At 65.0% G+C, this 25,954-nt stretch carries 23 protein-coding genes; 10 read left to right on the top strand and 13 right to left on the bottom strand.

Going from position 1 to position 25,954, the window contains the following annotated elements; genetic code table 11:
• Position 1: 1 nt before the first annotated feature.
• Entirely contained in the window at positions 2–1,870 is a 1,869-nt protein-coding gene (locus BN60_RS29470) for an acetyl-CoA carboxylase biotin carboxylase subunit (protein WP_281015342.1), read from the top strand.
• Between the two features lie 76 nt (positions 1,871–1,946).
• Positions 1,947–2,915 (top strand): Bug family tripartite tricarboxylate transporter substrate binding protein, encoded by a 969-nt coding sequence (locus BN60_RS05945; protein ID WP_043284907.1) that lies wholly within the window; start codon positions 1,947–1,949, stop codon positions 2,913–2,915.
• 2 nt (positions 2,916–2,917) lie between these two features.
• Here BN60_RS05945 and BN60_RS05940 read toward each other — a convergent pair whose 3' ends face one another.
• Positions 2,918–4,306, bottom strand: coding sequence for an amidase (locus BN60_RS05940; RefSeq protein ID WP_281015327.1), 1,389 nt, complete (start codon positions 4,304–4,306; stop codon positions 2,918–2,920).
• Between the two features lie 153 nt (positions 4,307–4,459).
• On the opposite strand from BN60_RS05940, the gene BN60_RS05935 reads away from it, so the two are divergent.
• Entirely contained in the window at positions 4,460–5,314 is an 855-nt protein-coding gene (locus BN60_RS05935) for an SDR family oxidoreductase (protein ID WP_043283665.1), read from the top strand.
• Positions 5,315–5,321: 7 nt separating this feature from the next.
• Positions 5,322–6,041: an alpha/beta fold hydrolase gene (locus tag BN60_RS05930; RefSeq protein ID WP_020695085.1), complete on the top strand. Its 720-nt coding sequence runs from the start codon at positions 5,322–5,324 to the stop codon at positions 6,039–6,041.
• A 7-nt stretch (positions 6,042–6,048) separates the two neighbouring features.
• On the opposite strand, the gene BN60_RS05925 is transcribed toward BN60_RS05930, so the two are convergent.
• The 4 genes from BN60_RS05925 to speD all read right to left on the bottom strand — a co-directional run bounded on the left by BN60_RS05925 (position 6,049) and on the right by speD (position 9,204).
• Positions 6,049–6,906 (bottom strand): CmcJ/NvfI family oxidoreductase, encoded by an 858-nt coding sequence (locus BN60_RS05925; RefSeq protein ID WP_020695084.1) that lies wholly within the window; start codon positions 6,904–6,906, stop codon positions 6,049–6,051.
• A gap of 114 nt (positions 6,907–7,020) precedes the next feature.
• Positions 7,021–7,902 carry a universal stress protein gene (locus BN60_RS05920; RefSeq protein ID WP_020695083.1) on the bottom strand — a complete coding sequence of 294 codons (882 nt, stop codon included), beginning with the start codon at positions 7,900–7,902 and terminating at the stop codon, positions 7,021–7,023.
• Positions 7,903–7,906: 4 nt separating this feature from the next.
• Entirely contained in the window at positions 7,907–8,749 is an 843-nt protein-coding gene (gene speE, locus BN60_RS05915) for a polyamine aminopropyltransferase (protein WP_020695082.1), read from the bottom strand.
• Positions 8,746–9,204 carry an adenosylmethionine decarboxylase gene (gene speD, locus BN60_RS05910; RefSeq protein ID WP_020695081.1) on the bottom strand — a complete coding sequence of 153 codons (459 nt, stop codon included), beginning with the start codon at positions 9,202–9,204 and terminating at the stop codon, positions 8,746–8,748. The genes speE and speD overlap by 4 nt, the downstream gene beginning before the upstream one ends.
• 1,284 nt (positions 9,205–10,488) lie before the next feature.
• On the opposite strand from speD, the gene BN60_RS05905 reads away from it, so the two are divergent.
• Both BN60_RS05905 and BN60_RS05900 read left to right on the top strand, forming a co-directional pair.
• Entirely contained in the window at positions 10,489–11,694 is a 1,206-nt protein-coding gene (locus BN60_RS05905; RefSeq protein ID WP_020695079.1) for a CaiB/BaiF CoA transferase family protein, read from the top strand.
• Positions 11,695–11,704: 10 nt separating this feature from the next.
• The gene (locus BN60_RS05900) at positions 11,705–12,559 is read left to right on the top strand and encodes an SDR family oxidoreductase (protein ID WP_020695078.1); all 855 of its coding nucleotides are present in this window, start codon (positions 11,705–11,707) and stop codon (positions 12,557–12,559) included.
• A 240-nt stretch (positions 12,560–12,799) separates the two neighbouring features.
• Here BN60_RS05900 and BN60_RS05895 read toward each other — a convergent pair whose 3' ends face one another.
• Both BN60_RS05895 and BN60_RS05890 read right to left on the bottom strand, forming a co-directional pair.
• A complete protein-coding gene (locus tag BN60_RS05895; RefSeq protein ID WP_020695077.1) occupies positions 12,800–14,416 on the bottom strand; it encodes a vWA domain-containing protein in 1,617 nt (538 codons plus the stop codon).
• Between the two features lie 124 nt (positions 14,417–14,540).
• Positions 14,541–15,659 (bottom strand): AI-2E family transporter, encoded by a 1,119-nt coding sequence (locus BN60_RS05890; RefSeq protein ID WP_020695076.1) that lies wholly within the window; start codon positions 15,657–15,659, stop codon positions 14,541–14,543.
• A gap of 216 nt (positions 15,660–15,875) precedes the next feature.
• Between BN60_RS05890 and BN60_RS05885 the strand changes: the two genes are divergently transcribed.
• Positions 15,876–17,471: a GMC family oxidoreductase gene (locus BN60_RS05885; protein ID WP_020695075.1), complete on the top strand. Its 1,596-nt coding sequence runs from the start codon at positions 15,876–15,878 to the stop codon at positions 17,469–17,471.
• Here BN60_RS05885 and BN60_RS05880 read toward each other — a convergent pair.
• The 5 genes from BN60_RS05880 to BN60_RS05860 are packed head-to-tail and all read right to left on the bottom strand — an operon-like array spanning position 17,468 to position 22,557.
• Positions 17,468–17,887, bottom strand: a complete 420-nt coding sequence (locus BN60_RS05880) for an acyl-CoA thioesterase (RefSeq protein ID WP_020695074.1) — start codon at positions 17,885–17,887, stop codon at positions 17,468–17,470. The two genes, BN60_RS05885 and BN60_RS05880, sit on opposite strands and share 4 nt — an antisense overlap.
• Positions 17,888–17,891: 4 nt before the next feature.
• Positions 17,892–18,293 (bottom strand): PaaI family thioesterase, encoded by a 402-nt coding sequence (locus BN60_RS05875; RefSeq protein WP_020695073.1) that lies wholly within the window; start codon positions 18,291–18,293, stop codon positions 17,892–17,894.
• Positions 18,290–19,795 (bottom strand): indolepyruvate oxidoreductase subunit beta family protein, encoded by a 1,506-nt coding sequence (locus BN60_RS05870; RefSeq protein ID WP_020695072.1) that lies wholly within the window; start codon positions 19,793–19,795, stop codon positions 18,290–18,292. Before BN60_RS05870 ends, BN60_RS05875 begins: the two co-directional genes overlap by 4 nt.
• Entirely contained in the window at positions 19,788–21,944 is a 2,157-nt protein-coding gene (locus BN60_RS05865) for a thiamine pyrophosphate-dependent enzyme (protein ID WP_020695071.1), read from the bottom strand. The genes BN60_RS05870 and BN60_RS05865 overlap by 8 nt, the downstream gene beginning before the upstream one ends.
• A gap of 16 nt (positions 21,945–21,960) precedes the next feature.
• Positions 21,961–22,557, bottom strand: a complete 597-nt coding sequence (locus BN60_RS05860) for a DTW domain-containing protein (RefSeq protein WP_020695070.1) — start codon at positions 22,555–22,557, stop codon at positions 21,961–21,963.
• A gap of 34 nt (positions 22,558–22,591) precedes the next feature.
• Here BN60_RS05860 and BN60_RS05855 point away from each other — a divergent pair, with 34 nt between their 5' ends.
• From BN60_RS05855 to BN60_RS05845, 3 genes are read left to right on the top strand one after another with little or no spacing between them, the layout of a single operon-like run.
• Positions 22,592–23,383 (top strand): hypothetical protein, encoded by a 792-nt coding sequence (locus tag BN60_RS05855; protein WP_020695069.1) that lies wholly within the window; start codon positions 22,592–22,594, stop codon positions 23,381–23,383.
• A gap of 24 nt (positions 23,384–23,407) precedes the next feature.
• Complete coding sequence (locus tag BN60_RS05850; protein WP_020695068.1) at positions 23,408–23,629, top strand: biotin/lipoyl-binding carrier protein; 222 nt, start codon at positions 23,408–23,410, stop codon at positions 23,627–23,629.
• Positions 23,622–24,680 carry a YeiH family protein gene (locus BN60_RS05845; protein WP_020695067.1) on the top strand — a complete coding sequence of 353 codons (1,059 nt, stop codon included), beginning with the start codon at positions 23,622–23,624 and terminating at the stop codon, positions 24,678–24,680. The genes BN60_RS05850 and BN60_RS05845 overlap by 8 nt, the downstream gene beginning before the upstream one ends.
• A gap of 18 nt (positions 24,681–24,698) precedes the next feature.
• Here BN60_RS05845 and BN60_RS05840 read toward each other — a convergent pair whose 3' ends face one another.
• Positions 24,699–25,946 (bottom strand): Hsp70 family protein, encoded by a 1,248-nt coding sequence (locus BN60_RS05840; RefSeq protein WP_020695066.1) that lies wholly within the window; start codon positions 25,944–25,946, stop codon positions 24,699–24,701.
• Positions 25,947–25,954: the final 8 nt, after the last annotated feature.

Here is a 25,954-nt window from a genome sequence, read left to right as displayed (position 1 = left end):
GATGGGCTTCACCAAGGTTCTGGTCGCCAATCGTGGCGAGATCGCCTGGCGCGTGATGCGCACGGCCAAGGCGATGGGCTATCGCACCGTTGCCGTTTACTCCGACGCCGATAAGGATGCGCCGCACGTCGCGTTTGCCGACGAAGCGGTCCGCATCGGCCCGCCGCCTGTCGGTGAAAGCTATCTCAGTGCCGATCGCATCCTCGAAGCTGCCCGCAAGAGCGGCGCCGACGCCATCCACCCGGGATACGGCTTCCTCTCCGAGAACGACGCGTTCGCCGCGGCGTGCGAGAAGGCAGGCATCGTCTTCATCGGCCCACCGGCCTCGGCCATCGCCGCCATGGGCAACAAGGCCGCCGCCAAGCGGCGCATGATCGAAGCCAAGGTCCCCTGCGTGCCGGGCTATCAGGGCAACGACCAGAGCGATGGCAACCTCGAAAAAGAAGCACGTAAGATTGGCCTGCCGGTCATGGTGAAGGCAGCCGCAGGCGGCGGTGGCCGTGGCATGCGGCTGGTCGAGCGTGAAAGCGATCTCCTCGAAGCGATCCGCACGGCACGTGCCGAGGCCGAGAGCGCTTTCGGGTCCGGCGAACTGATCCTCGAAAAGGCCGTGGTCGACGCCCGGCATGTCGAAATCCAGGTCTTCGCCGACGCGCACGGCAATGTCGTCCATCTCGGCGAACGCGACTGCTCGGTGCAGCGCCGCCATCAGAAGGTGATCGAGGAAGCGCCCTCGCCCGCCGTCGATGCCGATCTGCGCCGCCGTATGGGCGCAGCGGCCGTGGCGGCCGCACAGGCAATCGGCTACCGCGGGGCTGGCACCGTCGAGTTCCTGCTGGGCCGCGACGGTGCCTTCTATTTTCTGGAGATGAACACCCGCCTGCAGGTCGAACATCCAGTGACGGAGGCGATCACCGGGCTCGATCTCGTCGAATGGCAACTCCGCGTTGCCCGCGGCGAGAAGCTGCCGCTGACGCAGGATCACGTCACCTTCTCCGGACACGCCATCGAAGTGCGCCTCTATGCCGAGGATGCCTATGCCGGCTTCCTGCCCCAGACCGGCCGCATCGATGTGTGGCGGCCGGCAACCGGCCCCGGTGTGCGAATCGATCACGGCATGAAGGAAGGGGTCGCGATCTCACCCTTCTACGATCCGATGATCGCAAAGGTGATCGCGCATGGTGCCACGCGCGAGGAAGCCCGCACCCGCCTGATTCGTGCACTGCGCGAGACCATCGTGCTGGGGCCGACGACCAACCGGCATTTCCTGATCCGCCTGCTGGAGCATCCCGAATTCGCGGCCGGCAAGGCGACGACGGCGTTCCTCACAAACCACGAGTTCCCGGCTCCTGCGATTAGCGATGCGCATTGGACGACGGCGGCCGATCTTCTGTGGCGGGCTTCGGCCGAACGTTATCCGGCGCCGCTGCGCGGCTGGCGCAACTCCAATCCCGAGCCGACGCCGATCCGGCTGGCGGCGGGCGGAGCGGAGCGCCTGCTTCTCGTCGACGGAGATCGGCCCCCTCACGATGCGCCTTTCCACATCGACGGCGACGATATCGTCGTCGACCTCGATGCCCTTACGGTGCGCTTCACCGACAAGACCTATGCCCCGCCCGAAACCGCCGCGGCGGGAAGCGACGGCAAGCTACGCGCCCCGATGGATGGCCGCATCGTCTCGATCAAGGTTGCGCCCGGCGAACAGGTGAGCCGCGGCCAAACCCTGGTCGTGCTCGAAGCCATGAAGATCCAGCACCAGCTCAAGGCAGCCCTTGACGCCAAGGTCGAGGCGATCTCCGTGCACGAGGGCCAGCAGGTCTCCAACCGCACGGTGCTGGTCACCATGGCGCTCGACACCCCTGCACCTTGATATCGCCACGATGGCGTTGAGGGCATCGGCCCGCTAGTCTCCCCGACAACGAGAGAACCAGGGAGGATGTGCGATGTTGCGTAGAAGTGCGCTCGCCATGCTGGCGGTGGCGGCAGCGAGCCCGGCCTTCGGTCAAGCCTATCCGAACAAGCCGATCAATCTCATCGTTCCATTCTCGGCCGGCGGGCCGACCGACGTGATGGCCCGCATCGTGGGCGAGCGCATGTCCAAGGAACTCGGCCAGCAGCTCATCATCGACAATGTGACGGGGGCCGCCGGATCGATCGCCATGGGCAAGCTCGCCCGCTCCGCCCCCGATGGCTATACGATCGGTATCGGCCATCTCGGCACGAATGTAGTGAACGGCGCGGTCTACAAGAACCTGAACTACGACCTTCTGAACGACCTGGTACCAATCGCCCTGTTGCCATCCAATCCGTTGCTGGTCGTCACCTCGAACCAGGTTCCGGCCAAGGATCTGAAGGAGCTCGTCGCCTATCTGAACGCGAACGCCAGCAAGATCTCCGGCGGCACGGCGGGCATGGGCTCGGGCTCCCATATCGGTGCGCTGGCCTTCTTTGCGGTCACCGGCACCAATTACCAGCTCGTGCCCTATCGCGGCACCGGCCCGGCGGTGCAGGACCTGATCGCCAACCAGATCCAGATCATGATCGACCAGTCCTCGAACTCGCTACCGCACGTGCGCGCGGGCAAGCTCAAGGTCTATGCCGTGACCGCCAAGCAGCGGACGGCGGCGGCGCCCGATATCCCGACCACGGCCGAGGCCGGCTTCCCCGGCATCGAGGTCGCGATCTGGCACGGCCTCTGGGCGCCCAAAGGCACGCCGCGCGACATCATAGACAAGCTCAACGCGGCGGCGGTCGCGACCCTCAAGGACCCGGAGATTCGACGCAAGCTCGAGGATCTCGGCCAGGACATCCCGACGCCCGCGCAGATGCAACCCGATGCCTTCGCGGCCTTTCAAAAGGCGGAGTTCGCCAAATGGAAGCCGATCATCGACAAGGCGGGCGTCAAGATAGAGTGATCTCAGCTTTTGTAGTCTGGCGGCACCGGACAGGGCGGTAGGAGCTTCTCCAGCGCCTTGGCGACACCGAGAATCTTCGCCTCGCCCCAGCGCTTGCCGACGAGCTGCAAGCCGATGGGCAGGCCCTCCTGGGAGAAGCCACAGGGCAGGACGACCGCCGGCTGGCCGGTGAAGTTAGCGAGGAAATTGTAGGACGTGCCGGCGAAGAAATAGGGATGGTCGACACCGTCGACGTTGAGCGGCTGGCTCTGCCGCTGGCGGATGAAGGCGGCGCCGGGCATCACCGGCATCAGCCAGGCATCGTAGTCGTCGAGGAAGGCCTCGCAGCGGCGGATGAGCTGGTCGCGCCGGTCGAGGACGGCGAAGAACTGGCCGAGGTCGAGGCGGGCGGCCCGCGCCACCGATCGGGTCGATGGGTCCGTCGACTGCTCCCGGCCGAAGAAGCGCTCGCGCTCGCCGAGCGGCTGCAGGGCGCGGATCAGGTACTGGAAGAGATCCGACCAGTCGTCCCAGGCCTGTTGCCAGTCGAGCCCTGCCGGCGAAACGTGCTTCACCTTGGCCCCGGCCTTGGCGAGCAGCCGGGTCGTCGCCTGCACGACGGTGGCGGTATCGGCCGAGACTTCGACCAAGGGATTGCTGGTGAGCACGGCAACCTGCAGCCCCTTGGCCGACAGTTTGGGCGTCGGCCCGAGCGGCACGGGCGGCGCTTCGGCTTCGTAGCCGTCGGGACCGGCAATGACCCGCAGTGCCGTTTCGAGATCGTCCACCGAACGGGCCAGCGGTCCGAAGCAGCCCATGTAACGCACGGTACGCGTCATGCCCGGCAGGTCCGGGACATGGCCGTGCGAGGGCACGCGCCACTCCGTGGGCTTCAGCGAGAAGATACCGTTGAAGTGTGCCGGATTGCGCACAGAGCCGCCGATATCGCTGCCGAGTTCCAGCGGCGACAGTCGTGCGGCCACAGCCACGGCGCCGCCGCCGGTGGAGCCCCCCGCCGTCCGGCGCGCATCCCAGGCATTCTTGGTGGTGCCGAACAGGGGGCTGTCGGTCTGAAAGTCGGCGCAGAGTTCGGGCACGTTGGTCTTGCCCAGGATCACCGCACCCGCCGCGCGCAGGCGCGCCACGATGCTGGCGTCGGCCGTGGCGATATTGTCCTTGAGCGGCCGATGGCTGGACGTCGTCGGCAGGCCGGCGATATCGAAGGCCTCCTTGATCGTGATCGGCACGCCATGCAGCGGTCCGAGTGGGGCGCCCTTCTTGCCCGTCTTGGAGGCCTTCAGCGCCCGATCGGCCGCCCGCGCCGCTTTCATCGCGCCGTCGCGATCGACCAGGACGATGGCATTGATGGGACCGTTCACCCGCGCGATCCGCTGCAAGTGCGCCTCAGTCACCTCGGCGGAACTCAATCGCCCACTGCGAATAGCGCGGGCGAGCCGCGTGGCGGATTCAAAGCACGGATTCAATGCATGCCTCCCTTGAGTGAGGGAACACTAGCGGCCTCAATTGGGGCCGGCTATAGAGCCCAAAGATTTCTTGGGGGCGCCATGAGTTTGGGTAGCAAGACCCTGTTCGTGACCGGCGGCAGCCGGGGCATCGGACTGGCGATCGCGCTGCGTGCGGCGCGCGACGGCGCCAACATCGCGATCGCAGCGAAAACCGTGAAACCCGATCCGCGCCTGCCCGGCACGATCTTCTCGGCCGCGGAGGAGATCGAGAAGGCGGGCGGCAAGGCCCTCCCCCTCGCCTGCGATATCCGCGACGAGCAGGGCGTCGAGAAGGCCGTCGCGGAGACCGTCGCGAAGTTCGGCGGTATCGACATCCTGGTGAACAATGCCAGCGCCATCAGCCTGACGGGCACGCTCGCGACGCCGATGAAGCGCTACGACCTGATGCACCAGATCAACGCACGCGGCACCTTCCTGGTCTCGCAGAAGTGCATCCCGCATCTCGAGAAGGCGGCCAATCCGCACGTCCTCAACCTGTCGCCGCCGCTCGACTTCGACGTGAAGTGGTTCGCCAACCACGCGGCCTATACGCTCGCCAAGTACGGCATGTCGGTCTTCGCCTGGGCGATGGCCGAAGAGTTCAAGGACAAGGGCATCGCCTTCAACTGCCTGTGGCCCAGAACGGGCATCGCAACGGCCGCCATCCAGAACATTCTGGGCGGAGAGGAAGGCATGAAACGTTGCCGCAAGCCCGAGATCATGGCCGACGCAGCGCATGCCATCTTCAGCCGGCCGGCGCGGCAATGCACCGGCAATTTCTTCATCGACGACGAGGTGCTGGCGGCCGAAGGCGTAACGAACTTCGACCAGTATGCAGTCTCGCCAGGCACGCCGCTGATGCCCGACTTCTTCGTGCCCGCGCCCGGCGCGACCACCGTCGTCGGTCGGGGCTAGGCGGATCATGGCAACGTTTCTGCTTGTACACGGCGCCTGCGCGGGAGGCTGGTGCTGGGAAAAGGTCGTTCCCCTCCTTGAAGCCAAAGGCCACAAGGTCTGCGCCCCCGATCTCCCCGGCCTCGGCAACGACCAAACCCCGCCCGCCGTCGTCACGCTGGCCGACAATGTCGAAAAGCTCGCCCGCCTTCTCGACAAGATGGACGATCAGGTCATTCTGGTTGGGCATTCGTTGGGGGGCGTCACGATCAGCCAGCTCGCCGAAGCGCGGCGGCGCAAGCTCAAGGCACTCGTCTATGTCTGCGCCCTGCTGCCGACCTCGGGCAAGTGCGGTCGGGACATGACAAACCAGGAACCCGACGCGATGTTCCGGTTGTCCCGCCAGGTCAGCCCCGATGGCAAGACCTATACTTTTGCGCGCGACAAGCTGCCTGCCCTCTTCTACTCCGATGTCTCGCCGGAAGACCGCTACAAGGCAATGGAGCGCCTCAGGCCCCAGCCGCTTTCGATCTCGACCACGCCCGTGACGCTCACGGAGGATCGTTTCGGCTCGGTGCCGCGCTGGTACATCGAGTGCACCTTCGACTATGCCATCCGCATCCGGCTGCAGCGCGAGATGGTCAAGATGACGCCGTGCAAGGTGATCACGATGGAATGCGGACACTCGCCATTCTTCAGCAATCCCGAGGAGCTGGTCGAGCACCTCGAAATGATCGCGAACGCCTAGCCTTCGTTCAGTCGAAGAAGGCGAAGGCCCGGGCTTCGATGCTCTGGCGCGGCCGCGCGTTCGCAGGCGACGTCGGATCGTCGAATGCCGAATGCAGCGAGAAGCGCGCCCGGCCATCCTTCAGAGAATCGTAGCATTTGATCAGGATCGCCTCGTCGCGCGTCATCGCCGGGAAATAGCACCAGCGGTGATCGGCATTGTAGACGCCCTGGTATATCTCGCCGGTGCGGTCGGCATAGACCAGGTCGCAGATCGCGAGATCGCGCGGCACGATGCTTTCGGAATCGACGAAGCCCAGTGGCGCCATCTCGATCGGCGCGTGGTCGATGTTGCGCCACACATTGTACTCGGCGAAGCGCTTCTTGAGCCGTGCGTCGGCTTCGTCGGCAGGCAGCAGATCGCGCGCCCTCTGAGGGCCTGATTTCTCGGTGTAATCGTTGTGCACGCTGCGCACCGGTGTACGCAGCCCGCGCTCCACCGCGCGGTCGGCCGTGCGCACCGTATGATCGAAGACCACGACCTTGGCCGCACCGGTTTCTCGCTTGATCAACGCTTCGACCTCGGCGTGATACTTGGTCCGGACCTCTTCTTCATCGAGGAAGTCGCGGACCTCGGTGTTGTGTGGTGTCAGGATAAACGCTTGGCGATCCAGCGAAAGATCCCGAGCGCCTGGCCGCATGTCGTGAATGCGCACCATGAAGTCACGGTAGTTTCCGTCGCGTCGCGGCAAGCTCGTACCGGGCGGAGGATTGTAGGTGACCGGCTTGATACTGAGGTCAGCTAGGTAGTTCACCGGCGCCTCGACCCAACCGGCCGCCGGCGGGCGGACGAGATTGGCGGCATTGGTGGCTCGAACGTCAGGCATGATCGCACCCGTGGCTGTTTTTGCTCCTCTCAACTCGTCAGGGAATTACAGCGTTCAAGGGCCGGACTCTCATGAGAAGACCTCATGAGGGTACAATGGAATTGGCCCCTGCCTTCAGTCCGCGTGCGTACGCGGCTTCCCGACGAGCAGCGCGTCGCAGGGCACGTCGTATATGATCGACTTTGCCGCGCAGCCGACAAGGGCTTCCACGAACGCGCTGCGTCCGCTTGCCCCGAGAACGACGAGATCGACGTCCATGTCGACTGCATAGTCGCGCAGCAAGGGGCCTGGGGCACCGTCCTCGACAAAAACGCGAGGCTCCCACCAGCCGGTCTCCGGCCTGGCGACCATTGCCAGGAACGTATCGCACTCCTGCATGGCCACTCTCCTGTACTCTCTCCGATAGGAAGCCGCGTTTGCCATCAACCCCGACATGGGAGCGCTATAGGCGTGGAACACGGTCAGCGTCTGCTCCGGAAAAAGCCGGGCCGCCAGTTCGACGGCGTGACGCGACGTCGCCGAGAAATCCGTGGCGGCGAGAATATGACGATAGGGTCCTCGCGGGCGCTCCCTGACAACGAGGACCGGCAGTCGCGAGCGGCGCAGCAAACGGTCCATTGTTTTCCCGAGACCGAACCGCCCGAACGCCCCTTCCCGCCCGAGGCCTATCACAATCAGCTTGCAACGTTCCGCATCAGCGGCGCGCAGGATCTCCTCTGCCGGATCGCCCTCGGCAATCAGCATCGTTGCCCTTCCCCCGACGTCCCCGATGTCCGCACATAGCTGCTTCCGCGCGATGCCGCGTGGATCGGACTGATTCCGCCACGAAGGCGCCAGCCCCGTTTCCGGAGGCCTGCGGTCGAGGCCTTCGAGCACGTGCAGCACGACGAGGTCCGACCGCCACTGCTCAGCGAGCCGAGCAGCCCTGGCCAGGGCGCGATCACAGCGAGGGCCGAGGTCCGTCGCCAGAAGTATCCTCTTCGGCGGCGCCTCCATCCAGCTAGGTGTGCCCATGCCCGAATACCGGCACCATGGTGAAGGCAGCTCGGTGCACTTCCGGTCGATAGTAACGGGTCCTGCCCTCCAGAGGACGAAACCGTTCCTTCAGGATCTTCCTCGGAGCTCGCAACGCCTTGCCGGACGAGCCGGCGACGACGAGCGCCAGCGCGCCCGCCGCGTAGGTCGGCACCGGCGCGAGGAAAGGCTTTGCCGTGCCGAAGACGCCCCCCAGACGATCACAGACCTTGGCCAATAGCTCCGGCTGATGGAAACCGGCACCGCTTTGCACGGCAACGATCCCACCGGGAAGGAGCCGGGTTCGGCAGTGACGATAGAAAGCCTCCGAGAAAAGCTGCTCGCCGGGGCCAACAGGGTCGGTCGAATCGATTATGATGACATCGAATTGCGAATCCGTATCGGCGATGTACTCGGTACCGTCGCCCACGATTACCGTGGAACGTGGATCGGAGAAGGCACCGGCCGACACGCCCGGCAGAAACCGCTGCGAAAGCTCGATAACCTCGCGATCGATCTCGATCAGGACGACCTCCTCGACCGGGTGCTTGAGCACTTCTTTGAGCGTACCGCCGTCCCCGCCGCCGATAACGAGCACCCGCTTCGCCAGGCCATGCGCCATCAGCGGCACATGCGCGATCATCTCGTGATAGATGTGGTTGTCCCATTCCGTCAGCTGGATGACGCCATCAAGCACGAGAACTCTGCCGAAGAGCCGGTTTTCGAAGATGAGGACATCTTGAAAGGCGGTCCGGCCCTGGTGCAGAAGCCGATCGACCGACAGCACCTGCGAATGGTGATCGGACGACTTCTCCAGGAACGACCTCACGGCATCACTCCCCGTCTATGCTCGGAAATGGTCAGCATGCCCGGCAAGAAGGCGCGCTTGAGCATCTCGACTGCCTTGTGAGGTTGCGCATCCCCGCACATGAAGACGTCAACCGCCGCATAGGCACGCTCCGGCCATGTGTGGATGGAGATATGACTTTCCGCGAGCACGGCCACGCCCGTGATGCCGCCGTTCGGCGAGAAGGAATGCAGGTCGATGTTGAGGACGGTGGCACCTGCAGCGTCTGCCGCCTTGCGCAAGGCCGCATCTACCGCGTCGATATCGTCGAGGTTGGATGCCTGCCAGAGATCGGCGATGAGATGGGTTCCGGCAAATCGCACGCCGTCCCGCTCGATGAAGTGGTCCTGGTCGAGCGCCGGTTCAGGCGAAGCGACGTGGCCGTTGGCGCGTCCATTCCGAAGCGCCGCCATGTCGACGCGAACGACTTTCTCCATTCAGTTTTCCCTCCTATGCAGGAACCCTGCCGTTGAACGTGGACAAGAGAGATGCATCGGCCGCGTCGCCGATGCCGAGTACAGCGTCAGCTCAGGCTGCGCTCGGTCCAGGATCGTCGTCGCCGTCATGACCTGGTGGGGCGGCCTTCTGATCACGCACAGGAGGCTTGGTGACGCTCTTTTTCCTGACCATCTCGATTCTGGCTTTGGGGGTGAGCATTACGACGTTGCCCCGAGGTCCCGTCGTCTCGGACCCGCCTTGCGCCCGCAACCCCTTGTCGTCGGTTCCGGATGTCATGTGCCGTCTCCTCTGCGATGGACGTTCCTGCCCCTAGCCTGCGCGAGCCTGCACGCACGCGACGAGCCATTGGCGAGCGCAACTCGCGAGCGCGAAATTCACTATGTGTCGGAAAGCGTCGTTACGGCCGCCGCGGCGTGCCCGTCACGCCAAGATCACCCCATTCGGTTGTCTTGGCGTATGTTCCCCGAGCCCGGGATGCGACGACGCGCGATGAGCTCGGGGCTAGATGCCCGCGATCAGATTCCCCGTACGGCGAAGAAAGCGACGGTAAGTCATGAACCTAAGCATGATGCCGACATACGTGGGATATTTCGCATCGGAAGTCAAACACGGCGGGCCACCGATGAAGTGGCAGCATCGATGGCCGGCCGGGTGCTTTCGAGATCGCCCCGCGCTGGAAGAATGGCGCCTCTACCATCGTCTCCACGACCGTCTCCCCGAAAGAACTCAACCCGGCCAAAGCACCAGACGCACCGAATGGCTGCACGCGGCACGTCGCGATTGCAGTCGTAGCAGTACAAGCCCGCAAGTCGAGCGACCACGCTCCCCCTCCCTCACGGCGCCGAAAGCTCAGGCGCCGACACAACGATCGTATTGTTGCGAGAAAGCCCGGGATGGAGCGGACGTCAGAAGGTCGCGAACCCCTCCCGGGAGAAGGCATGCGCCTTCTTGGGAAGCCTCATTCTACGAGAACTGGTTCGCGCGTACATGCATCGCAATGTGGTGGCGTGCTCATCGATTTCAAGATGGTTGAGGCGCGCAGTTCGTCGCGTCGACTTGATCAGGACCACTCTCGATGGTGCACATCCACGAGCCTGAGGAAAGAAGCGGCCCACCGTCGTCGGCGCCGCACCGTATCGATGTCATGGCGCTATGTTGCGTGGCGATATCGAACCCGCCGTCGATCATGACCGGGCGGTACCGGCCTGCACGGGCATGGTCTATAACCCCGCCTCCCATGAGAACCTGAGGAGTGGAACGAGATGCCCGAGGCCAGTCGTGGCGCCCTGGAAGGCCTGAAAGTCATCGACCTGTCGCGCGTTCTGGGCGGCCCCTATTGCGGCCAGATGCTGGCCGACCATGGCGCCGACGTGATCAAGATCGAACCGCCGCAGGGTGACGAGACCCGGCTCTGGGGCCCTCCGTTCGACAAAGAAGGCATCTCCGCCTACTTCGCCGGCATCAACCGTAACAAGCGCACCATCGCCCTCGACCTGTCCAAGCCCGAGGGCCGCGACGTGCTGATGAAACTGCTCGAGACGGCCGACGTGCTGATCGACAACTTCAAGACTGGCACGATGGAGAAGTGGGGCATCGGCTACCACGACACCCTTTCCAAGAAGTTCCCGCGCCTCGTCCATGCCCGCGTCTCGGGCTTCGGCGCCGACGGCCCTCTGGGGGGCTTCCCGGGCTACGACGCAATGGTCCAGGCCTCAGCCGGCCTCGTCTCGGTCAACGGTTCGCCCGAAGGCGGGCAGGTTCGCATCGGTGTGCCTGTAGTCGATCTCTCGACCGGCATGAATGCCACCATCGGCATCATGATGGCGCTCTACGAACGCAACCGCTCGGGCAAGGGCCAGTTCGTCGACGCGACGCTGTACGACAGCGCCATCGCGCTCCATCAGCCGCACGCGCCGAATTATTTCATGGCCGGTCTCACGCCGAAGCTGGTCGGCAACAGCCATGCGAGCCTCGTCCCCTACTCCAACTTCCCCACCAGGACGCGCAACATCGTCGTCGGTGCCGGCAACGACGGGCAGTTCCGCAAGCTGACGCAAATGCTGGGCAAGCCGGAGCTGGCCGACGATCCACGTTTCAAGACCAACAAGGAACGCGTGGCCCATCGCGCCGAACTGGAGGCCGAGCTGCGGGAACTCCTGAAGGACCGCGATGCCAACGAGTTCTCTCAGGAGCTGATGAAGGGAGGCGTGCCATCGGCCGCCGTCCTCGAAGTTCCCGATGTCATGGAGCATCCGCACACCAAGCACCGCGGCATGGTCTGGGAGAAGGATGGCTGGCGGAACGTCGGCAATCCCGTGAAGCTCTCGCGCACCCCACCCAAGGTACGCACCAAGCCCAAGAAGTTCGGCACCGACACCAAGGCCGTACTGGCCGAGGCGGGCTACTCGCCGGCCGAAGTCGATAAGCTCGTCGCTTCCGGCATCGCTTTCATCGAAATCAAGAAGTAGAGGGTCCGAAATGTTTCAACCCGACCTGCTGAAGGGCAAGCGCATCCTCGTCACCGGCGGCGGCACGGGCCTCGGCCGCTCGATGACGCAGCGCTATCTCGAACTGGGCGCCAACGTCGTGATCTGCGGCCGACGCGAGGACGTGCTGAAGGAAACCGCCGCCGAACTCGCCAAGGAGACCGGCGGCGAGATCGAGACCGTGGCCTGCGACGTGCGCGTGCCGGACGCGGTCGAGGCCATGATGGACAAGATCTGGGCCAAGCGCCCGCTCGACATCCTGGTGAATAATGCGGCGGGCCAGATCCTGGCGCAGACCCACAAGATGTCTTCGCGGGCGATCGACGCCGTCCTGGGCATCGTGCTGCACGGTTCGGCCTATTGCACCGTCGCAGCCGGCCGTCGCTGGATCGACGCCGGCGAACGCAACAAGGTGGTGATGTCGATCCTCACGGTCTCCTCGCTCACCGGCGCGCCGTTCACCGTGCCGTCGGCCATGGCCAAGGCCGGCGTGCTGGCGATGACCAAGAGCCTGGCCGTCGAATGGGGGCCCAAGGGCATTCGCACCTGCGCCATCGTCCCCGGCCCCTTCCCGACGGAGGGCGCGTGGAGCCGGCTCATGCCCAAGGAACGTGGCAGCAACGAAGACATGCTCAAGGCGATCCCGTCGCGCCGCGTCGGCGAACATCTCGAACTCGCCAATCTCGCGGCATTCCTGGTGAGCGATGGCGCGGCCTATATCAACGGCGATGCCATCGTGATCGATGGCGGCAAGATGCTGCAATCGGGCGGTGGCGGCGCCAATACCGCCGCCATGCTCGACTGGACAGACGAGCAATGGGACGCCATTCGCCCGAAAAAGAAATAGGTCAGTCCCGCTGTCTTGATTGTCCACCGGCGCGGGACCTACCTTTCTCTCTAGGATAGGGAGATGGGTATCGCCTATGGATCCACCCAACCGGAACAGGTGACGCGGCACCGGAAGTCCGCGAACCGTTTATCCCGTCAGCCGCGAAGAATGCAGGCAGGCCGAACTTCCTGATTTCGGAGGGGATCATGTCCCGAACGAACCCCGCCCGCCGCAAGCGGGCGGGGTTCTGTTTTGCGGTCAAGGCAGCGTCATCCTGGTCACCGTGCGCTGGCCGGCAACGATCTCGAATTCCGCCTCTTTCCTGGCATCGCCCTTGATCGCGACCACGACATACTTGCCAGCCGGCAATTCGAAGTTCTTGAACGGTTCATAGAGCGTGGTGACATTCGTGCGCTCGCCGTAGATGTCGCGGCCGGCTCCCTTGATCTCGATCGTGTCGACGCCGGGTGCCTCGAAGGCAGCAATGCCAGCATCGAGTGCGAACTCGATATCGAGCCGCTGGCCTGCCTTGATCTCGAACTTGAACGTACGATCGATGGCATCCGACGTAATGCGTGCCCGGTAGGCACCGGCTGCGAGATCGAACTTGGGGGCACTGCCGTAGGCGTTGGTGACGGAAGTTTCGTTCTCGACCGGCTCGGCCCCGGCAAAGATCTCGATGAATGGATCGCGCAGTGCCGGCCCACCCTTGGCGAAGACGATCGAACCCTGCATGCGGCCGACGCCCGCCACAATCTCGACCGCAGTCGTATCGCCCGCAATGACTTCGACCTCGCGCTCGACCTTGGCTCCACCGAGAGTCATCGTCACAGTGTACTTGTCCGCCGCGACGATGGTCGACGTTTCCGGATCGAAAGAGTTGAAGACTGTCGACCCGTTGCTCTTCGACACGACCTCCCAGAACACGTCGCCCTTCTGGTTCTCGTCGGCCGTTCGCTTGGCGCGAAGCGCGAGGCGGCCTGCGTTCAGAACCACGTCGAGGCGATTCATCTTGGCCGGTTCCACCTTCACGGATGCCCGGCGCTTGACGGAACCGATGCTGACTTCGACCAGATAGTCGCCAGGTGCGATCTCGGTTTCGATCAGGCTGTTGTTGGACGTCTGGACATATTCGGGCTCAACACCCGCCGGCATCGGCTTGTAGAAAACCCAGACGATGAAATCCTTGCCGACCAGCGGATCGTCGCCTTCGGCAAGCCGGGCCGAGCCTTCGAGATTCCATTCCGGCTTGAGCTCGGCCTTTGGCGGTGGCGGCGGCGTGGCGGATGCCTTCTGACGTGCCGCTTCGACTGCCTGACCGATTGCCTTGCTGAGTTCGCCGGCATTACCGGCCGATAGAGCAAGGCCGCCGGTGGCCGCCGCCATGCACTCGAGCTGCTTCGCGGCCTGCCGATCCTGGATATCGAAGCCCACCGTATGCACGACGAGCTTCACATCGGCCTTCTTCAGCTCCGCCGCCACCGAGCAGGGATCGGCCTTGCAGGTTTCGACGCCATCGGACACAAGGATGACGCTGGTCAGCCCTTCGGTCGACTTGAGCTGCTCCGCCGCCATTTTCACGGAGGCGGTCATGGGCGTCATCCCCTTGGGCGAGATGCCGTTCACCTGCGCCATCAGTGCATCGGCATCGACCGGACCAACCTGCCTCAGAACCTCGATGTCGCCGCAGTCACCCTTGCGGCGATGGCCATAGGTCACGAGCCCGAGCTGGTCCTGCGGCCGCCAGTCCTTCAGGAGGGAACGGATGGTTTCGCGCGCCACCTCGATCTTCGTCTGATTGCCCACTCTGCCCCACATCGACCCCGAGGCGTCGAGGACAAGGAAGACGCGGGCACCATCCGGCGCTTGGGCCATGGCCGGACCGCCGCTCCAGAACGCAAATGCCAGAACACTGCACAAAACGGCGAAGCAACGATGGACCATGCAACTCCCCTGAAGAGGTGCGCGACTATACACGGACCATGCCGAATGCAGGTGCCTAGCTGCGCTGATCGACGGCCTCGACCTTCTGGGAAGCGGCCTCGCCACCGATGCGATGACCGCCGGCGATCCAGGCCGTCACCAGATCGTAGAACACCGCCAACACGACCGGGCCAACGAAGAGTCCGATCAATCCGCCGGCCAAGGTGCCGCAAATCACACCGGCCAGGATGACGGCCATGGGCGTCTGCAGGCCGCGCGCCATGAGGATGGGACGCAACACGTTGTCGAGGAGAAGTAGCGGCACCGTGTAGGCGGTGAACAGCGCTGCGGCCAGCGCCGGCTGTTCGAACCACACCCAGACGATTACCGGCAACATGACAATGTTGGGACCGACCTGCACGATTGCCAGCACGAGGCAGACGAAGGTGATGGCGCCGGCAAACGGAACGCCGATCACCAGCATGCCGACACCCAGCAAAGCCGACTGCAGCAGCGCGACGCCGATCACCCCTTGGGAAACGTTACGGATGGTCGAGCCGGTGATTTCAACAAAGTGCCGCCCCCGAGTATCGGCGATACGGCCGGCCAGCCCGCTTACCGTTTCGCCGAGCCTCTCCGCATAGGCGAGCAGGATCCCCGCCACAATGATGGCCCCGGCGAACTGCAGGACCTCGAAGACGACGCCCGCGGCGATCCGGCCGATCCAACGGCCAAGCGAGGCGATCTGGCCGACATGCGACGCCACCAGAGCACGGATGTCCTCCGAGCCGTGCATCCAGAATTCGTAGATCCGCTCTCCGACCAAAGGCCAGGCGCGAACCGATTCCGGCGGAGGCGGCACGACGTGATCGCCCCGCAGCAGCATTTGTGCGTAGGCATTGAGCGTCTCGATGGCAGAACCTGCGAGAACGACGACCGGCGTGAGCAGCAGCACCAGCAGAAGGAGCGACAGCACTGCCGCGGTCAGGCCGCTGCGCAGGTGGAGGCGCCGGCGCATCACCTTGAACAGGGGATAGACGGCCACCGACAGGATGATGGCCCACAGGATCAAAGGCGCCACCGGCCGCAGGAGCAGCAGACTCACATAGACCACGCCGGCAATCAGGGCGATGCGGATCGCGAGGTCGATCGTGAATCTCGATACCTCTGCCCTGCCCTTTTCCGTCTCGAGCATCGCCCTCTCTCCCCGCCGTTCTGACGAGGAGCTTATCGCACGGGTCGCGCCTTGGCGGTATTCACGACGCGCAGGAGGTCGCCATCGACCGGAATGCACGTATCAGCCCGCCGAAACATGCCCCTCCAATCCCGGCGAGGCGAGATTGCTCCTGCCAATCGCATGGCAGTGCGCTAGGCTCACAATCACGAGACAAAGACACGGGAATCGGGGGAAATGGCCGAATACGACTACATCATCGTTGGCGCAGGGTCGGCGGGCGGCGCGCTTGCTGCCCGTCTGTCGGAAACGGCGAGCAACAAGGTCCTCCTGCTGGAGGCAGGCGCAGCCAGTCATCCCTATTCTCGGATGCCTCTGTCTTTCGGACTGCTGATCGACAATCCGGCGGCCAACTGGCTCTACCAGTCCGAGCCGGAAGCCAACACCGCCAACCGGACCATTCCGGTGCCGCGCGGAAAACTCCTGGGCGGCTCCAGCTCGATCAACGGCTTGGTCTGGGTGCGTGGCCAGCCGCTCGACTTCGACACCTGGGCCCAGATGGGGTGCCGCGGCTGGAGCTGGCGCGACGTGGCGCCGGTCTTCACACGCATCGAGAATTTCGTCGACGGCAACGGCTCCAACGGCCGTGGCACTGAGGGCCCGCTCAAGGTCTCGACCGTGCCCGACCAGAACCCGCTCTATGACGCCCTGTTCGCGGCCTCCAAGGCTGCCGGCTTCAAGACCAACCCGGACTACAACAGCGAAGACCAGGAAGGCGTCGTGAAGACGCAGACCTCGATCTACAAGGGCCGACGCATGAGCGTCGCCCATTGTTACATCGAACCGGCGATGAAGCGGCCGAACCTGCACGTCGTCACCAACGCCCACACCTTGCGCGTCCTGCTAGACGGCAAACGCTGCGTCGGCGTCGAGTATGAGAAGGACGGTAAGATCGTCCAGGCGCGCGCTCGTGAAACGATCCTTTCAGCCGGAGGCGTCGCCAGTCCGCAAATCCTCGAACTCTCCGGCATCGGCCAGCCCGAACTGCTGAGGAACCATGGCATCGAGGTGAAGCACGAACTCAGGGCCGTGGGCGAGAACTTCCGTGACCACATCAACGCCCGCATCATCTGGCGCCTGAAGGTCGCCAACGTCTCTTACAACCACATGGCGCGTGGCCTCGGCGCCGTCACACAGATGATGAAGTACCTCGCCACCGGCGGCGGCTTCATGAGCCTGCCGTCGGCGCCCCTGCTCGCCTTCCTCAAGACGCGGCCGGAACTCGAGACGCCCGACGTGCAGATGCACCTCGTGCCCTACGCCATCAAGGACCCGAAGACCCGCAAGCTGCAGGACTTCCCCTCGATGACCATCGCCTGCTACCAGCTCCGGCCCGAGAGCCTGGGCTCGATCCACATCAAGTCGCCCGATCCCAAGGCGCATCCGGCGATCCGCTTCAACTTCCTGGCCGACAAGATCGATCAGGATGCGATGGTCGCGGGCTTCCGCATGATGCGGAAGATCGTCGATGCGGCACCAATGGACGCCTATCGCGACGAGGAGTTCTCGCCAGGTGCCTCGGTGAAGAGCGACGATGAAATCCTGACCTGGATCCGCAACAACTCGCAGACGGCCTATCACCCGATCGGCACTTGCCGCATGGGCCCGCAAGGCCCCGGCACCGTCGTCGACGACAAACTCAAGGTGCATGGCCTCGAAGGGCTGCGCGTGGCCGACGCCTCGATCTTCCCGACCATGCCCTCCGGCAACACCAATGCGCCTTCGATCATGGTCGGCGAGAAGATGGCCGATATCCTGAAGGCGGCGGCCTAACCGCCGAGCTTCTTCCGGACGTCGTCGGGGATCGGCACCGAGGTCAACGAGCGCGCATCGCCGTCCTTGCGCGCCCAGATGCGCGTCTCGGTGCCTTCGGCCGCGACGGCACCCGAGGCGTCGCGGAACACGTGGCTGATGGTGAAGGAGCTGTTGCCGAAGCGCGAGACATGGCTCTCCATGACGAGTTTCTCGCCATGCTGCGAGGGCCGGCGGAAGGAGCATTCCGCTTTGACGAGCGGCGTTCCCTCTTTCCATTGGCCGCTGGTGATGTCGTCTCTCTTGAGCCCGGCCGCGAGGAACAGCCGGTAGGTCGCCTGATCGCACCAGCGGAAATACGACGGGTAGTAGACGATGCCGGCGGGGTCGCAGTCGCCCCATTCGACGGTGATCTCGTGTCGGCTGGTGAGCGGCATGGCGTCAGACCACCACCGGCTTGCCGCTGATCAGGGCCGTGCCGGTCATGGCCGCGACCAGCTTGCCGTCGGCGCGCACGACGTCGATGCGGTAGTTCGAGGCCTTGCTGGAGCGCGAAATCTCGACGGCCGTCGCCGTCAGCACATCGCCCGAACGCGCGGCCATGCTGTAGATCATGTGGGCGTCGATGCTGCCCGAGATCACGCCCTGCGAATTGCAGGCATAGCCGAAGGCGGCATCCGCCAAGGTGAAGGTCAAGCCGCCATGGCCGACGCCGTTGAAGTTCAGGTGTCGCTCTTCGAGGGTGACGCGCGTCACGGCCCGGCCGAGCGAGGCTTCGACCAGCTCGATGCCGAGGCCGCGGGCGAACGTGTCGCGCCGCGCGAGAGCCGCAATGTCGATCACTCGGCGGCCTGCCGGAGCGACGGACTGGCCGATGCGATGGCCGCCAGGGTTTTCGACAAGGTCTCTCCCTCGGGATCGGCAAGCGCTGCCACCCTAGCATTGGCGACGGCATCGGCTGCGGTTCTCGGCGCCATGCGGCCGGCCAGCGCCGGAGCGATCACCTCGTCGGAGATGCGGCGATAGTTGCCCAGCCCGCGCTTGTAGGTGTCGCCATAGCCCTTGATGAGCCGCGCCAGCTCTGCAATTTCGCGCGCCAGATCGACGCTGAGCCGCGCGGCGGCACGAATCTGTTCCAGCCACCGCTCGATCTCGGCCTGCTCCTCGACATAGCGGAAGGTGCGCGGGCGCCACCAACGCAGACCAGCGACCAGACGCAGGCGTGCAAAGCCCAGAATGGTCGTCGTGCGCACATGCATGGAGAAATAGCTCTTGCCCAGGCGGCCGGTGCGTTCGCCCCAGGCGAGCAAACGACGTGCTAGGCCCGATGGCAGCACCGCGGCGATCTCCTCGATGCCCGGCTTGAAGTGCTCGGTGATCGTGAGCGGCTCATTGGCTTTTGCGCGCACTTCAGACCGAACCCGCGCCACCCGCTCCGCCGACGTCTTGGCTTGGGCAACCCGAATCACATCCTCGAACGACATGCGTACGGCCAGGTGCCGAGCCGTCTCGCGCAGGAGATCGGTCGAGGCCAAGGCGTGGATCGTGTCCAGTCGGTCGAGATAGAGCGTCGCGTACTTCCGATCCTGATAGCCCGTGAGGCGGCGAATCCCCTCCTCCACGATGTCGAGGCTCGATGCCGGATAGGTCCGCCGCGCCCGCTCGATCAGGTCTTCGACGCCCTGCGCCGCAGCCTGCCGCTTGCGGTGCTCCCGCACCGCCTGCTCCAACTCGCCGCGCGCATGGCCCCGCCCGAAGGCAAAGGCCGCGAGATTGGTGTCGACCGACTTGCCGGCATGCCGGATCGCCGCCTCGAAGGCGCTGTCGGCAATCGGCAGCTTGCCCGATCCGGCCAGTGCCCCCAACAGCACGGCGTTGATCACGCCGCCCGATTCCTCGGCCGCCTGATCCATGTCGAAGAGAATCTGTTCCTTGCTGCGTTCCTTTACGGCACGCAGCAGGCGGCCGACATCGAAGCTGCCATCGCCCATCGCCATGCGCTCGCCGATGGCCAGCACGCGGTGGGTCGAGGCAATCAGCGTCGTGCGATCCGGCGTCGCGAAGCCGTTGAAGATCATGCGGCCGGCTTCCAGAAGCTCGGTCGCCAGCGCCACGTCGACCTCGCCGATCGCCGGATTGAGCGCCAGCACCGACGCGGGCGGCGCGGTCCCGGGCATCACTTCGAGATAGTAGGTCGTGGCGCCGGTACGTTGCGCAACGCCGGGAATCTGCGTCGCTTGCACGCCCAGGCCCTGGCTTTGCGCCGCCGTCACGATCCAGTCGCACAGCACGCCGCCGCCATCGCCGCCCAGGGCGCCGATCAGGATCGTAACGGGTTTAGGCACTTGCCATCGCTCCGATGACAGCCGACCGCACGCGCCATTTCAGGCGGTCCCACCAGGTGGCGTTCTGCACGATCTCCGCCTTGTAGAAGGACGGGCAGAGGACGGCTGCATCCGCCACTTCACCGCAGAGTCCGCACCCCACGCAGCCGTTGTTCACACTGGCCACGGGGTCCGTGCGCAGCGGATCGGGACTGGGCTTCACGACCAGCGACGGGCAGCCCGAGAGCCGGATGCAGGAGTGATCGCCGGTGCAGACCTCGTCGTCGACGCCATAGCGCGTCCGCACGACCCGCTCGCCGCGCTTGAGCTGGGCGGCAATCTGCGGACGGATGCGACGCTGGCGGGCGAGCTGGCATTCGCCGTCGGCGACGATGACCTTGAGGCCTTTGTCGTCCGTGCTCATCGCCTCGCGCAAGGTCTTGAGCATGGTGCCGACGTTGTAGGTCCGGATGGTGCGCAGCCAGCCGACACCCATCGCCTTCAAGGTGGCCGCGATGTCCGAGGTCGTTTCGCCGTCGCGGCGGTTGCCCGAGGTGTTGGGAATGAACTGCGCGCCGGTCGCCGAGGTGTAGCCGTTCTGCATGATGACCAGCACGCGGTCGCCGCGGTTGAACATCGACGAGGCCACGCCGCTCAGCAGGCCGTTGTGCCAGAAGCCGCCATCGCCCATCACCGAGATGGTGCGCTTCTGCATCACCGGCGCCACCGCACCTGCAGCGGCCAGCGACATGCCGAAACCCAGGATCGAGTTGCCGAGGTTGAACGGCGCCAGGGTCGCGAAGGAATGGCAACCGATGTCGCTGGAGATATGGACCTTGCCGACTTCGCGTTCGAGCAGCTTGATCGCCGAAAAGACCGGCCGTTCGGGGCAGCCGACACAGAAGCCCGGCGGCCGGAGCGGCAGCAGCCCACCCAGCAGGCGTTGCGCCTCGGCTCGGCCCGCACGCGCCGCCTCGAAACGCTCGCGCGGCTTGCTGAGGTCGATATCGTTGGCCGATTGCGCGAAGAACTTCAGCAGGCCGTCCGTCACCACCTCGGCCGTGTATTCGCCGGCCATCGGCAGCACGTCCTTGCCGTAGATCTTGGTATCGATGTCGCGTTTGCGCAGGAGGGCATGGATGGCCTGCTCGATATAGTCGGGCGCCCCCTCCTCGACGATCAGCACGGCGCGCTTGCCCTTGCAGAAGTCGGCGATCTGGTCGGGCACCAACGGATGGGTGACGTTCAGCACCAGGGTCGGGATCTTGCCCTCGACTTCCAGGCGGTCGAGGCCGCGCACCAGTACATTGGTGATGCCGCCCTGGACGATGATGCCGAGATCCGAGCGCTCGCCCGGCAGGAACTCGTTCAACCCATGCTCGACGATAAAGCGCTCGGCGGCCGGCTGGCGCACCTCGACCTTCACCTTCTCGTGCACATAGGTCGAGGGCGGATGGGAAATGCGGTCGTAATTGTGCAGCGCCGGGCTGGCGAGACGATGGTTTCGCGAGATCGCCGGCGGCTTGTTGTCCTTGGCGACGAACTCGCCGGTGACGTGACAGGCGCGGATGCGCAGTTCCATCATCACCGGCGTGTTGGTGGCTTCCGAAAGCTCGAAGGCCTTCTCCGTGCAGCGCACGATGGTCGGCAGCGTGGGCCGCGGGTCCATAAGCCAGACCGACGACTTCAGCGCATAGGCCTGCGTGCGCTCCTGGATGACCGAGGCGCCCTCGCCATAGTCCTCGCCGACCACGATCAATGCGCCGCCGATCACGCCGGGCGAAGCAAGGTTGGAGAGCGCATCGGCCGCCACATTCGTGCCGACGATAGATTTCCAGGTGACGCAACCGCGGATCGGATAGTTGATCGAGGCGCCGAGCAGCGCTGCCGCCGAGGATTCGTTGGTGCAGGTTTCGAGATGGACGCCGAGTTCGTCGAGCAAGTCCTGCGATTCCACCAGCACGTCGACGAGATGCGAGACCGGCGCGCCCTGATAGCCGCCGACATAGGCAACGCCAGACTGAAGGATCGCCTTGGTGACGGCCAGGATGCCCTCGCCGCGGAAGACTTCGCCCTCGCCCAGTCGAAGCGCCCGGACTTCCTCGGTAAAGGAGCGCTCCGGATTGGTGCGCTGGGAAACGGGAAGCTGGGCTGCCGGCTGGTCGAGCATGGGCGGAGTATAGGGGCTAACGCCGGGACCGACGATCCCGTTTGGAATCACGGACACCGGCGGCGCGGGCCTTGGCCAGCAGCTCGCGGAAGGGAACGAGCAAGCGCTCCCGCACTGCAGCATCGCCTTCGAGTACCTGAAGCGCCAACGCGACGGCCTCCAGGGTCGACACCGCATCCGGCCGCGCTTCGCGCCGCAGGTCGCCGTAGAGCGAGGGGCCATCGGGCACGACCACGAAGCGGCGCAGCTTGGTCAGCCACGGATTGCGCCACCACAAGGCCTTGGCCTGCGCCCAGTTGCCGTCGAGCGCGATCAACCCTTTGAGGCCCGCCAGCCCAGCGGCTTGATCGGCCAGCGGCTCGCCCTTGCGATCGACGGCGACCAGTGGCGCCTGCCCTTTCGCGTGCGTCGAGCCAAGATAGAGTACGCCCCAGTCCTTGGCCTCGGCCGGTTCCTTGACGGCATGCGCGAGGTTGCGCCACGACAGGCCGACCACGACCTTCGCATTGGCAAGCGTCGCGGCGATCAGCCGTGCCGTACCCAGGACGCGGTCCTGCTCCTGCGGATGTTGCAGGATCAGGATGCTCACTTTGTTGTCCACCTTTTCGGACATGGCCGAGGTATAGCGTCCCCGCTAGGTTCGCGCGATGTCCGTTGCCGTCCTGATTTTCGACAGTGTTACCAAGCTGCCCCCCGAAGCGGACGGCGCCGTTGTCATCACCGGCTCTCACGGTGCGGTCTACGCGGCCTACATGTCGGCCAAATACGGCTGCCGCGCCGCCATTCACCACGATGCCGGCATCGGCAAGGACGAAGCCGGCGTCAGCGGCCTCGCCTATGCCGACAAGCTCGGCATGGCGATGGCGGCGGTGGCGACCGCCAGCGCGCGCATCGGCGATGCGGCCGACTTGCAAAGACGCGGCACCATCAGCCGCGCCAACGCGCTCGCGACAAAATGCGGTGTCGTGCCCGGCATGCCGGTGCGAGAGGCCGCCGAGCTTCTCAAGCAGGCACCCTGGCCCCATACGATGCCATCGGCCAAGGGCGAGAGCCGGTATTTGGTCGAAGGGGTGATTTGCGCCGATTCGGCGAGCCTGCTGATACCCGAGGATCGCGGCCGCATCGTCGCCACGGGCAGCCACGGCGCCCTGAATGCCGCAACAGCAACAGCGCCTTTCCAGCCACTCCTGCTGATGTTCAACGATGCGGGCTTTGGCGCCGACCGTGGCGGCGTCCTGGCGCTGGCCGAGCTCGACAAGCACGGGATCGCCGCCGTCGCCGTCGCCGCGCAGTCAGCGTGCATCGGCGATGGCCGCTCCACTCTGCAGGACGGAATAGTCTCCACTACCAATGCAGCGGCATATCGACTAGGCGCCCATGTGGGCGGCTCCGCCCTTGCACTGGCGCGCGTGGTGTCCGAAAAGCTTAGGCAGCGCTAGCGCAGAGCGGGAGAAGCTACGGGAATGGCCGTCGTCAATGTGAAGTCCGAGATTGCGGGCAATGTCTGGAAGATCCAGGTCAAAGCCGGCGATCGCGTCGACGTCGAAGGGGAAATCATGATCCTCGAGTCGATGAAGATGGAAATCCCGGTGCTGTCCCCCAAGGCGGGCGTCATCAAGGAAATCAAGGTCAGCGAAGGCGAGGCAATCGGCGAAGGCCAGCTCGTCGCCATCCTCGATGCGTAGTAGTACAGTCGCCGTCGAGCTGGCGCGGCTCTGGGCGCCCGACAACCTCCGCCGCTCTGCCCCCGGCATCGCCCTCTGCGCCGCCATCGCCGCGGTAGCGTTCTATCTCGACACCCATAGCCTGCTGCGCTTCGGTGCCGTCTGGGTGCCGCCGCTGATCCTCACCCTGGTGATCGGCATGGCGTTGCAGCCCCTGTCGACCAAGGCTGTGCTGAAGCCCGGACTGGAATTCGCCGGACGGACGCTGCTGCGCGTTGGCGTTGCCCTGCTGGGCGCACGGCTAACGCTCGGCCAGCTTGTCGAAGGCGGGGCGCTCCCGGTCGTCATCGCCGTATCAGCCGTCGCTTGTACCATCGTCTTCGGCGCCTGGGCGGCGCGTTTCTTTGGCCTCAGCCGCGATTTCGGTCTGCTGACCGGCTGCGCCACCGGCGTCTGCGGTGCGGCAGCGGCAATGGCCGCCTCGGCCGTGCTGCCGAAGCACGAGAATTCCGACCGCGACCTCGCCTTCACGGTCATGGGCGTCAACTTCCTCAGTACCGTGGTGATGGTGATTTACCCCACCCTGCACGATGTGCTGCGCTTCTCGCTGTTCGAGATGGGCGTGTTCCTGGGCGGCGCCATCCACGACGTGGCGCAGGTCGCCGGCGCCGGCCAGACGATGGGTCCGCAGGTTCTGAGCGACTCCATCATCACCAAGCTCCTGCGCGTGGCGGCCCTCCTGCCGGCCATCGCCGGGATCGCCTGGTGGGTGGCCAGGAGCGGCGGCCCGCAGAGCGATGCCCGCCCCACGCCGCCGGTCTTCCTGTTCGGGTTCCTGGCACTGGCCGCGCTCAATTCGATGGGTGTCGTGCCGGCCGGCGTGCGCGATGCGGTGGGCCAGATTTCGTCGTTCCTGATCATCACCGCCATCGCGGCCCTCGGCATGAAGACGTCGTTGCTGGCGCTGGCACGTATCGGCATGGGTCCAGTGATGCTGCTGATCACCCAGACGATCTTCATTGGCCTGCTGGTGATCAGCCTGATTTACGGCATGCGCGCCCTCGGCCTCTGAGGGCGCGCGCGGCCGCCGTCAGAAGGCGCCGGCCATCTGCGTCAACCCCGACGCGACAGACAAAAGATCCGAACCGCTGGCGAGACGGGCGGACGGCGCTGCCCGTCCGATCGCGGCGCGTACGGCGGGGACACGGCTCGATCCACCCGTGAGGAAGATCGTATCGATGGCGGCGGGCTTCAGGCCTGCCGCTGCAATGCACTCGCTTGCGGATCTGTAAAGCCGTTCCGTCCTCGTCTCGATGGCGCGGTCGAACTCGGCGCGCGTCGCAGCGACCGATAGGCCCGCCTCGAGAAACGTCAGAGACACGTCCGCACATTCCTCTGCGCTCAGCGAGATCTTGACGTCTTCCACGGCGAAGGCGACGCGATGACCGAGCCTGTCACGCACGACCGTCAGCAACCGCTCCACTTTCTCGGGCTCGCGCGCGAGCGAGACCAGCTCGGAAAGCTCGCGTTCGTTTTTGTAGGTGTAGGCAAAGTTGATCGTCGGCCAGGCGGCAAGCTCGTGATAGAGCGCATTCGGCATCGGCAGGTTCTTTTTCACGAGCTGCGTGCCCAGCCCCAGGAGCGGCATCACCGCGGCGAGGTTGAGTGCGGTGTCGAAGTCGGTACCGCCCACGCGAATGCCGGCCGTTGCGAGCACGTCTCCGGTGCGATCGGCACGGTCCCGGTGCTGCGGTCCGACGCGGATGATGGAAAAGTCGCTCGTGCCGCCGCCGATATCGGCGATGAGGGCCAGTTCCTCGCCCTGTACCGTCTGTTCGTAGTGATGGGCGGCAGCAATCGGCTCGTACACGAACGCAACGTCGCGAAACCCGACCTGCTTCGCAATTCCCTCGAGTACGGCCTGCGCACGCGCATCTGCCGCGTCGTCATCGTCCACGAAACGCACCGGCCGGCCATGCACGACGGTCGTGATCTCCTGGCCGGCAAAGGCTTCGGCCTTCTGCTTGAGATGTCGAACGAAGATCTCGACGACCTGCTTCAGTGGCACCTTGCGGCCTGCCAGGAGGGTCTCCTCCTCGATCAGGGGAGAGCCCAGGATCGATTTCAACGCCCGCATCAGCCGGCCTTCGGTCTGGCCGACATAGGCCGAGATGGCTTCCTCGCCGAACAGCATCCGGCCTTTGGTTTCGTAGTCGAAGAACACCGCGCTCGGTATCAGCGTGCTGTCTGCTTCGACGGGCACCAGTGCCGCGGTCTTGTTGCGTGCGACGCCGATCGCCGAGTTCGACGTCCCGAAATCCAATCCGCAGGCAATCATCTCTGTCC

It is taken from the genome of Reyranella massiliensis 521 (genome assembly GCF_000312425.1).
GTDB lineage: Bacteria > Pseudomonadota > Alphaproteobacteria > Reyranellales > Reyranellaceae > Reyranella > Reyranella massiliensis.
This window is presented reverse-complemented; position numbering and strand designations above follow the sequence as displayed.

Coding starts and splice junctions, on each gene's coding strand:
- BN60_RS05890 (WP_020695076.1), bottom strand. CDS start 15,659: ATGCTCGAGACGGAAAAGGGCAGGGCAGAGGTATCGAGATTCACGATC.
- BN60_RS05920 (WP_020695083.1), bottom strand. CDS start 7,902: ATGGAGGCGCCGCCGAAGAGGATACTTCTGGCGACGGACCTCGGCCCT.
- BN60_RS05925 (WP_020695084.1), bottom strand. CDS start 6,906: ATGCCTGACGTTCGAGCCACCAATGCCGCCAATCTCGTCCGCCCGCCG.
- BN60_RS29470 (WP_281015342.1), top strand. CDS start 2: ATGGGCTTCACCAAGGTTCTGGTCGCCAATCGTGGCGAGATCGCCTGG.
- BN60_RS05850 (WP_020695068.1), top strand. CDS start 23,408: ATGGCCGTCGTCAATGTGAAGTCCGAGATTGCGGGCAATGTCTGGAAG.
- BN60_RS05895 (WP_020695077.1), bottom strand. CDS start 14,416: ATGGCCCAAGCGCCGGATGGTGCCCGCGTCTTCCTTGTCCTCGACGCC.
- BN60_RS05885 (WP_020695075.1), top strand. CDS start 15,876: ATGGCCGAATACGACTACATCATCGTTGGCGCAGGGTCGGCGGGCGGC.
- BN60_RS05930 (WP_020695085.1), top strand. CDS start 5,322: ATGGCAACGTTTCTGCTTGTACACGGCGCCTGCGCGGGAGGCTGGTGC.
- BN60_RS05880 (WP_020695074.1), bottom strand. CDS start 17,887: ATGCCGCTCACCAGCCGACACGAGATCACCGTCGAATGGGGCGACTGC.
- BN60_RS05855 (WP_020695069.1), top strand. CDS start 22,592: ATGTCCGTTGCCGTCCTGATTTTCGACAGTGTTACCAAGCTGCCCCCC.
- BN60_RS05860 (WP_020695070.1), bottom strand. CDS start 22,557: ATGTCCGAAAAGGTGGACAACAAAGTGAGCATCCTGATCCTGCAACAT.
- BN60_RS05865 (WP_020695071.1), bottom strand. CDS start 21,944: ATGCTCGACCAGCCGGCAGCCCAGCTTCCCGTTTCCCAGCGCACCAAT.
- BN60_RS05840 (WP_020695066.1), bottom strand. CDS start 25,946: ATGATTGCCTGCGGATTGGATTTCGGGACGTCGAACTCGGCGATCGGC.
- speD (WP_020695081.1), bottom strand. CDS start 9,204: ATGGAGAAAGTCGTTCGCGTCGACATGGCGGCGCTTCGGAATGGACGC.
- BN60_RS05845 (WP_020695067.1), top strand. CDS start 23,622: ATGCGTAGTAGTACAGTCGCCGTCGAGCTGGCGCGGCTCTGGGCGCCC.
- BN60_RS05905 (WP_020695079.1), top strand. CDS start 10,489: ATGCCCGAGGCCAGTCGTGGCGCCCTGGAAGGCCTGAAAGTCATCGAC.
- BN60_RS05935 (WP_043283665.1), top strand. CDS start 4,460: ATGAGTTTGGGTAGCAAGACCCTGTTCGTGACCGGCGGCAGCCGGGGC.
- BN60_RS05900 (WP_020695078.1), top strand. CDS start 11,705: ATGTTTCAACCCGACCTGCTGAAGGGCAAGCGCATCCTCGTCACCGGC.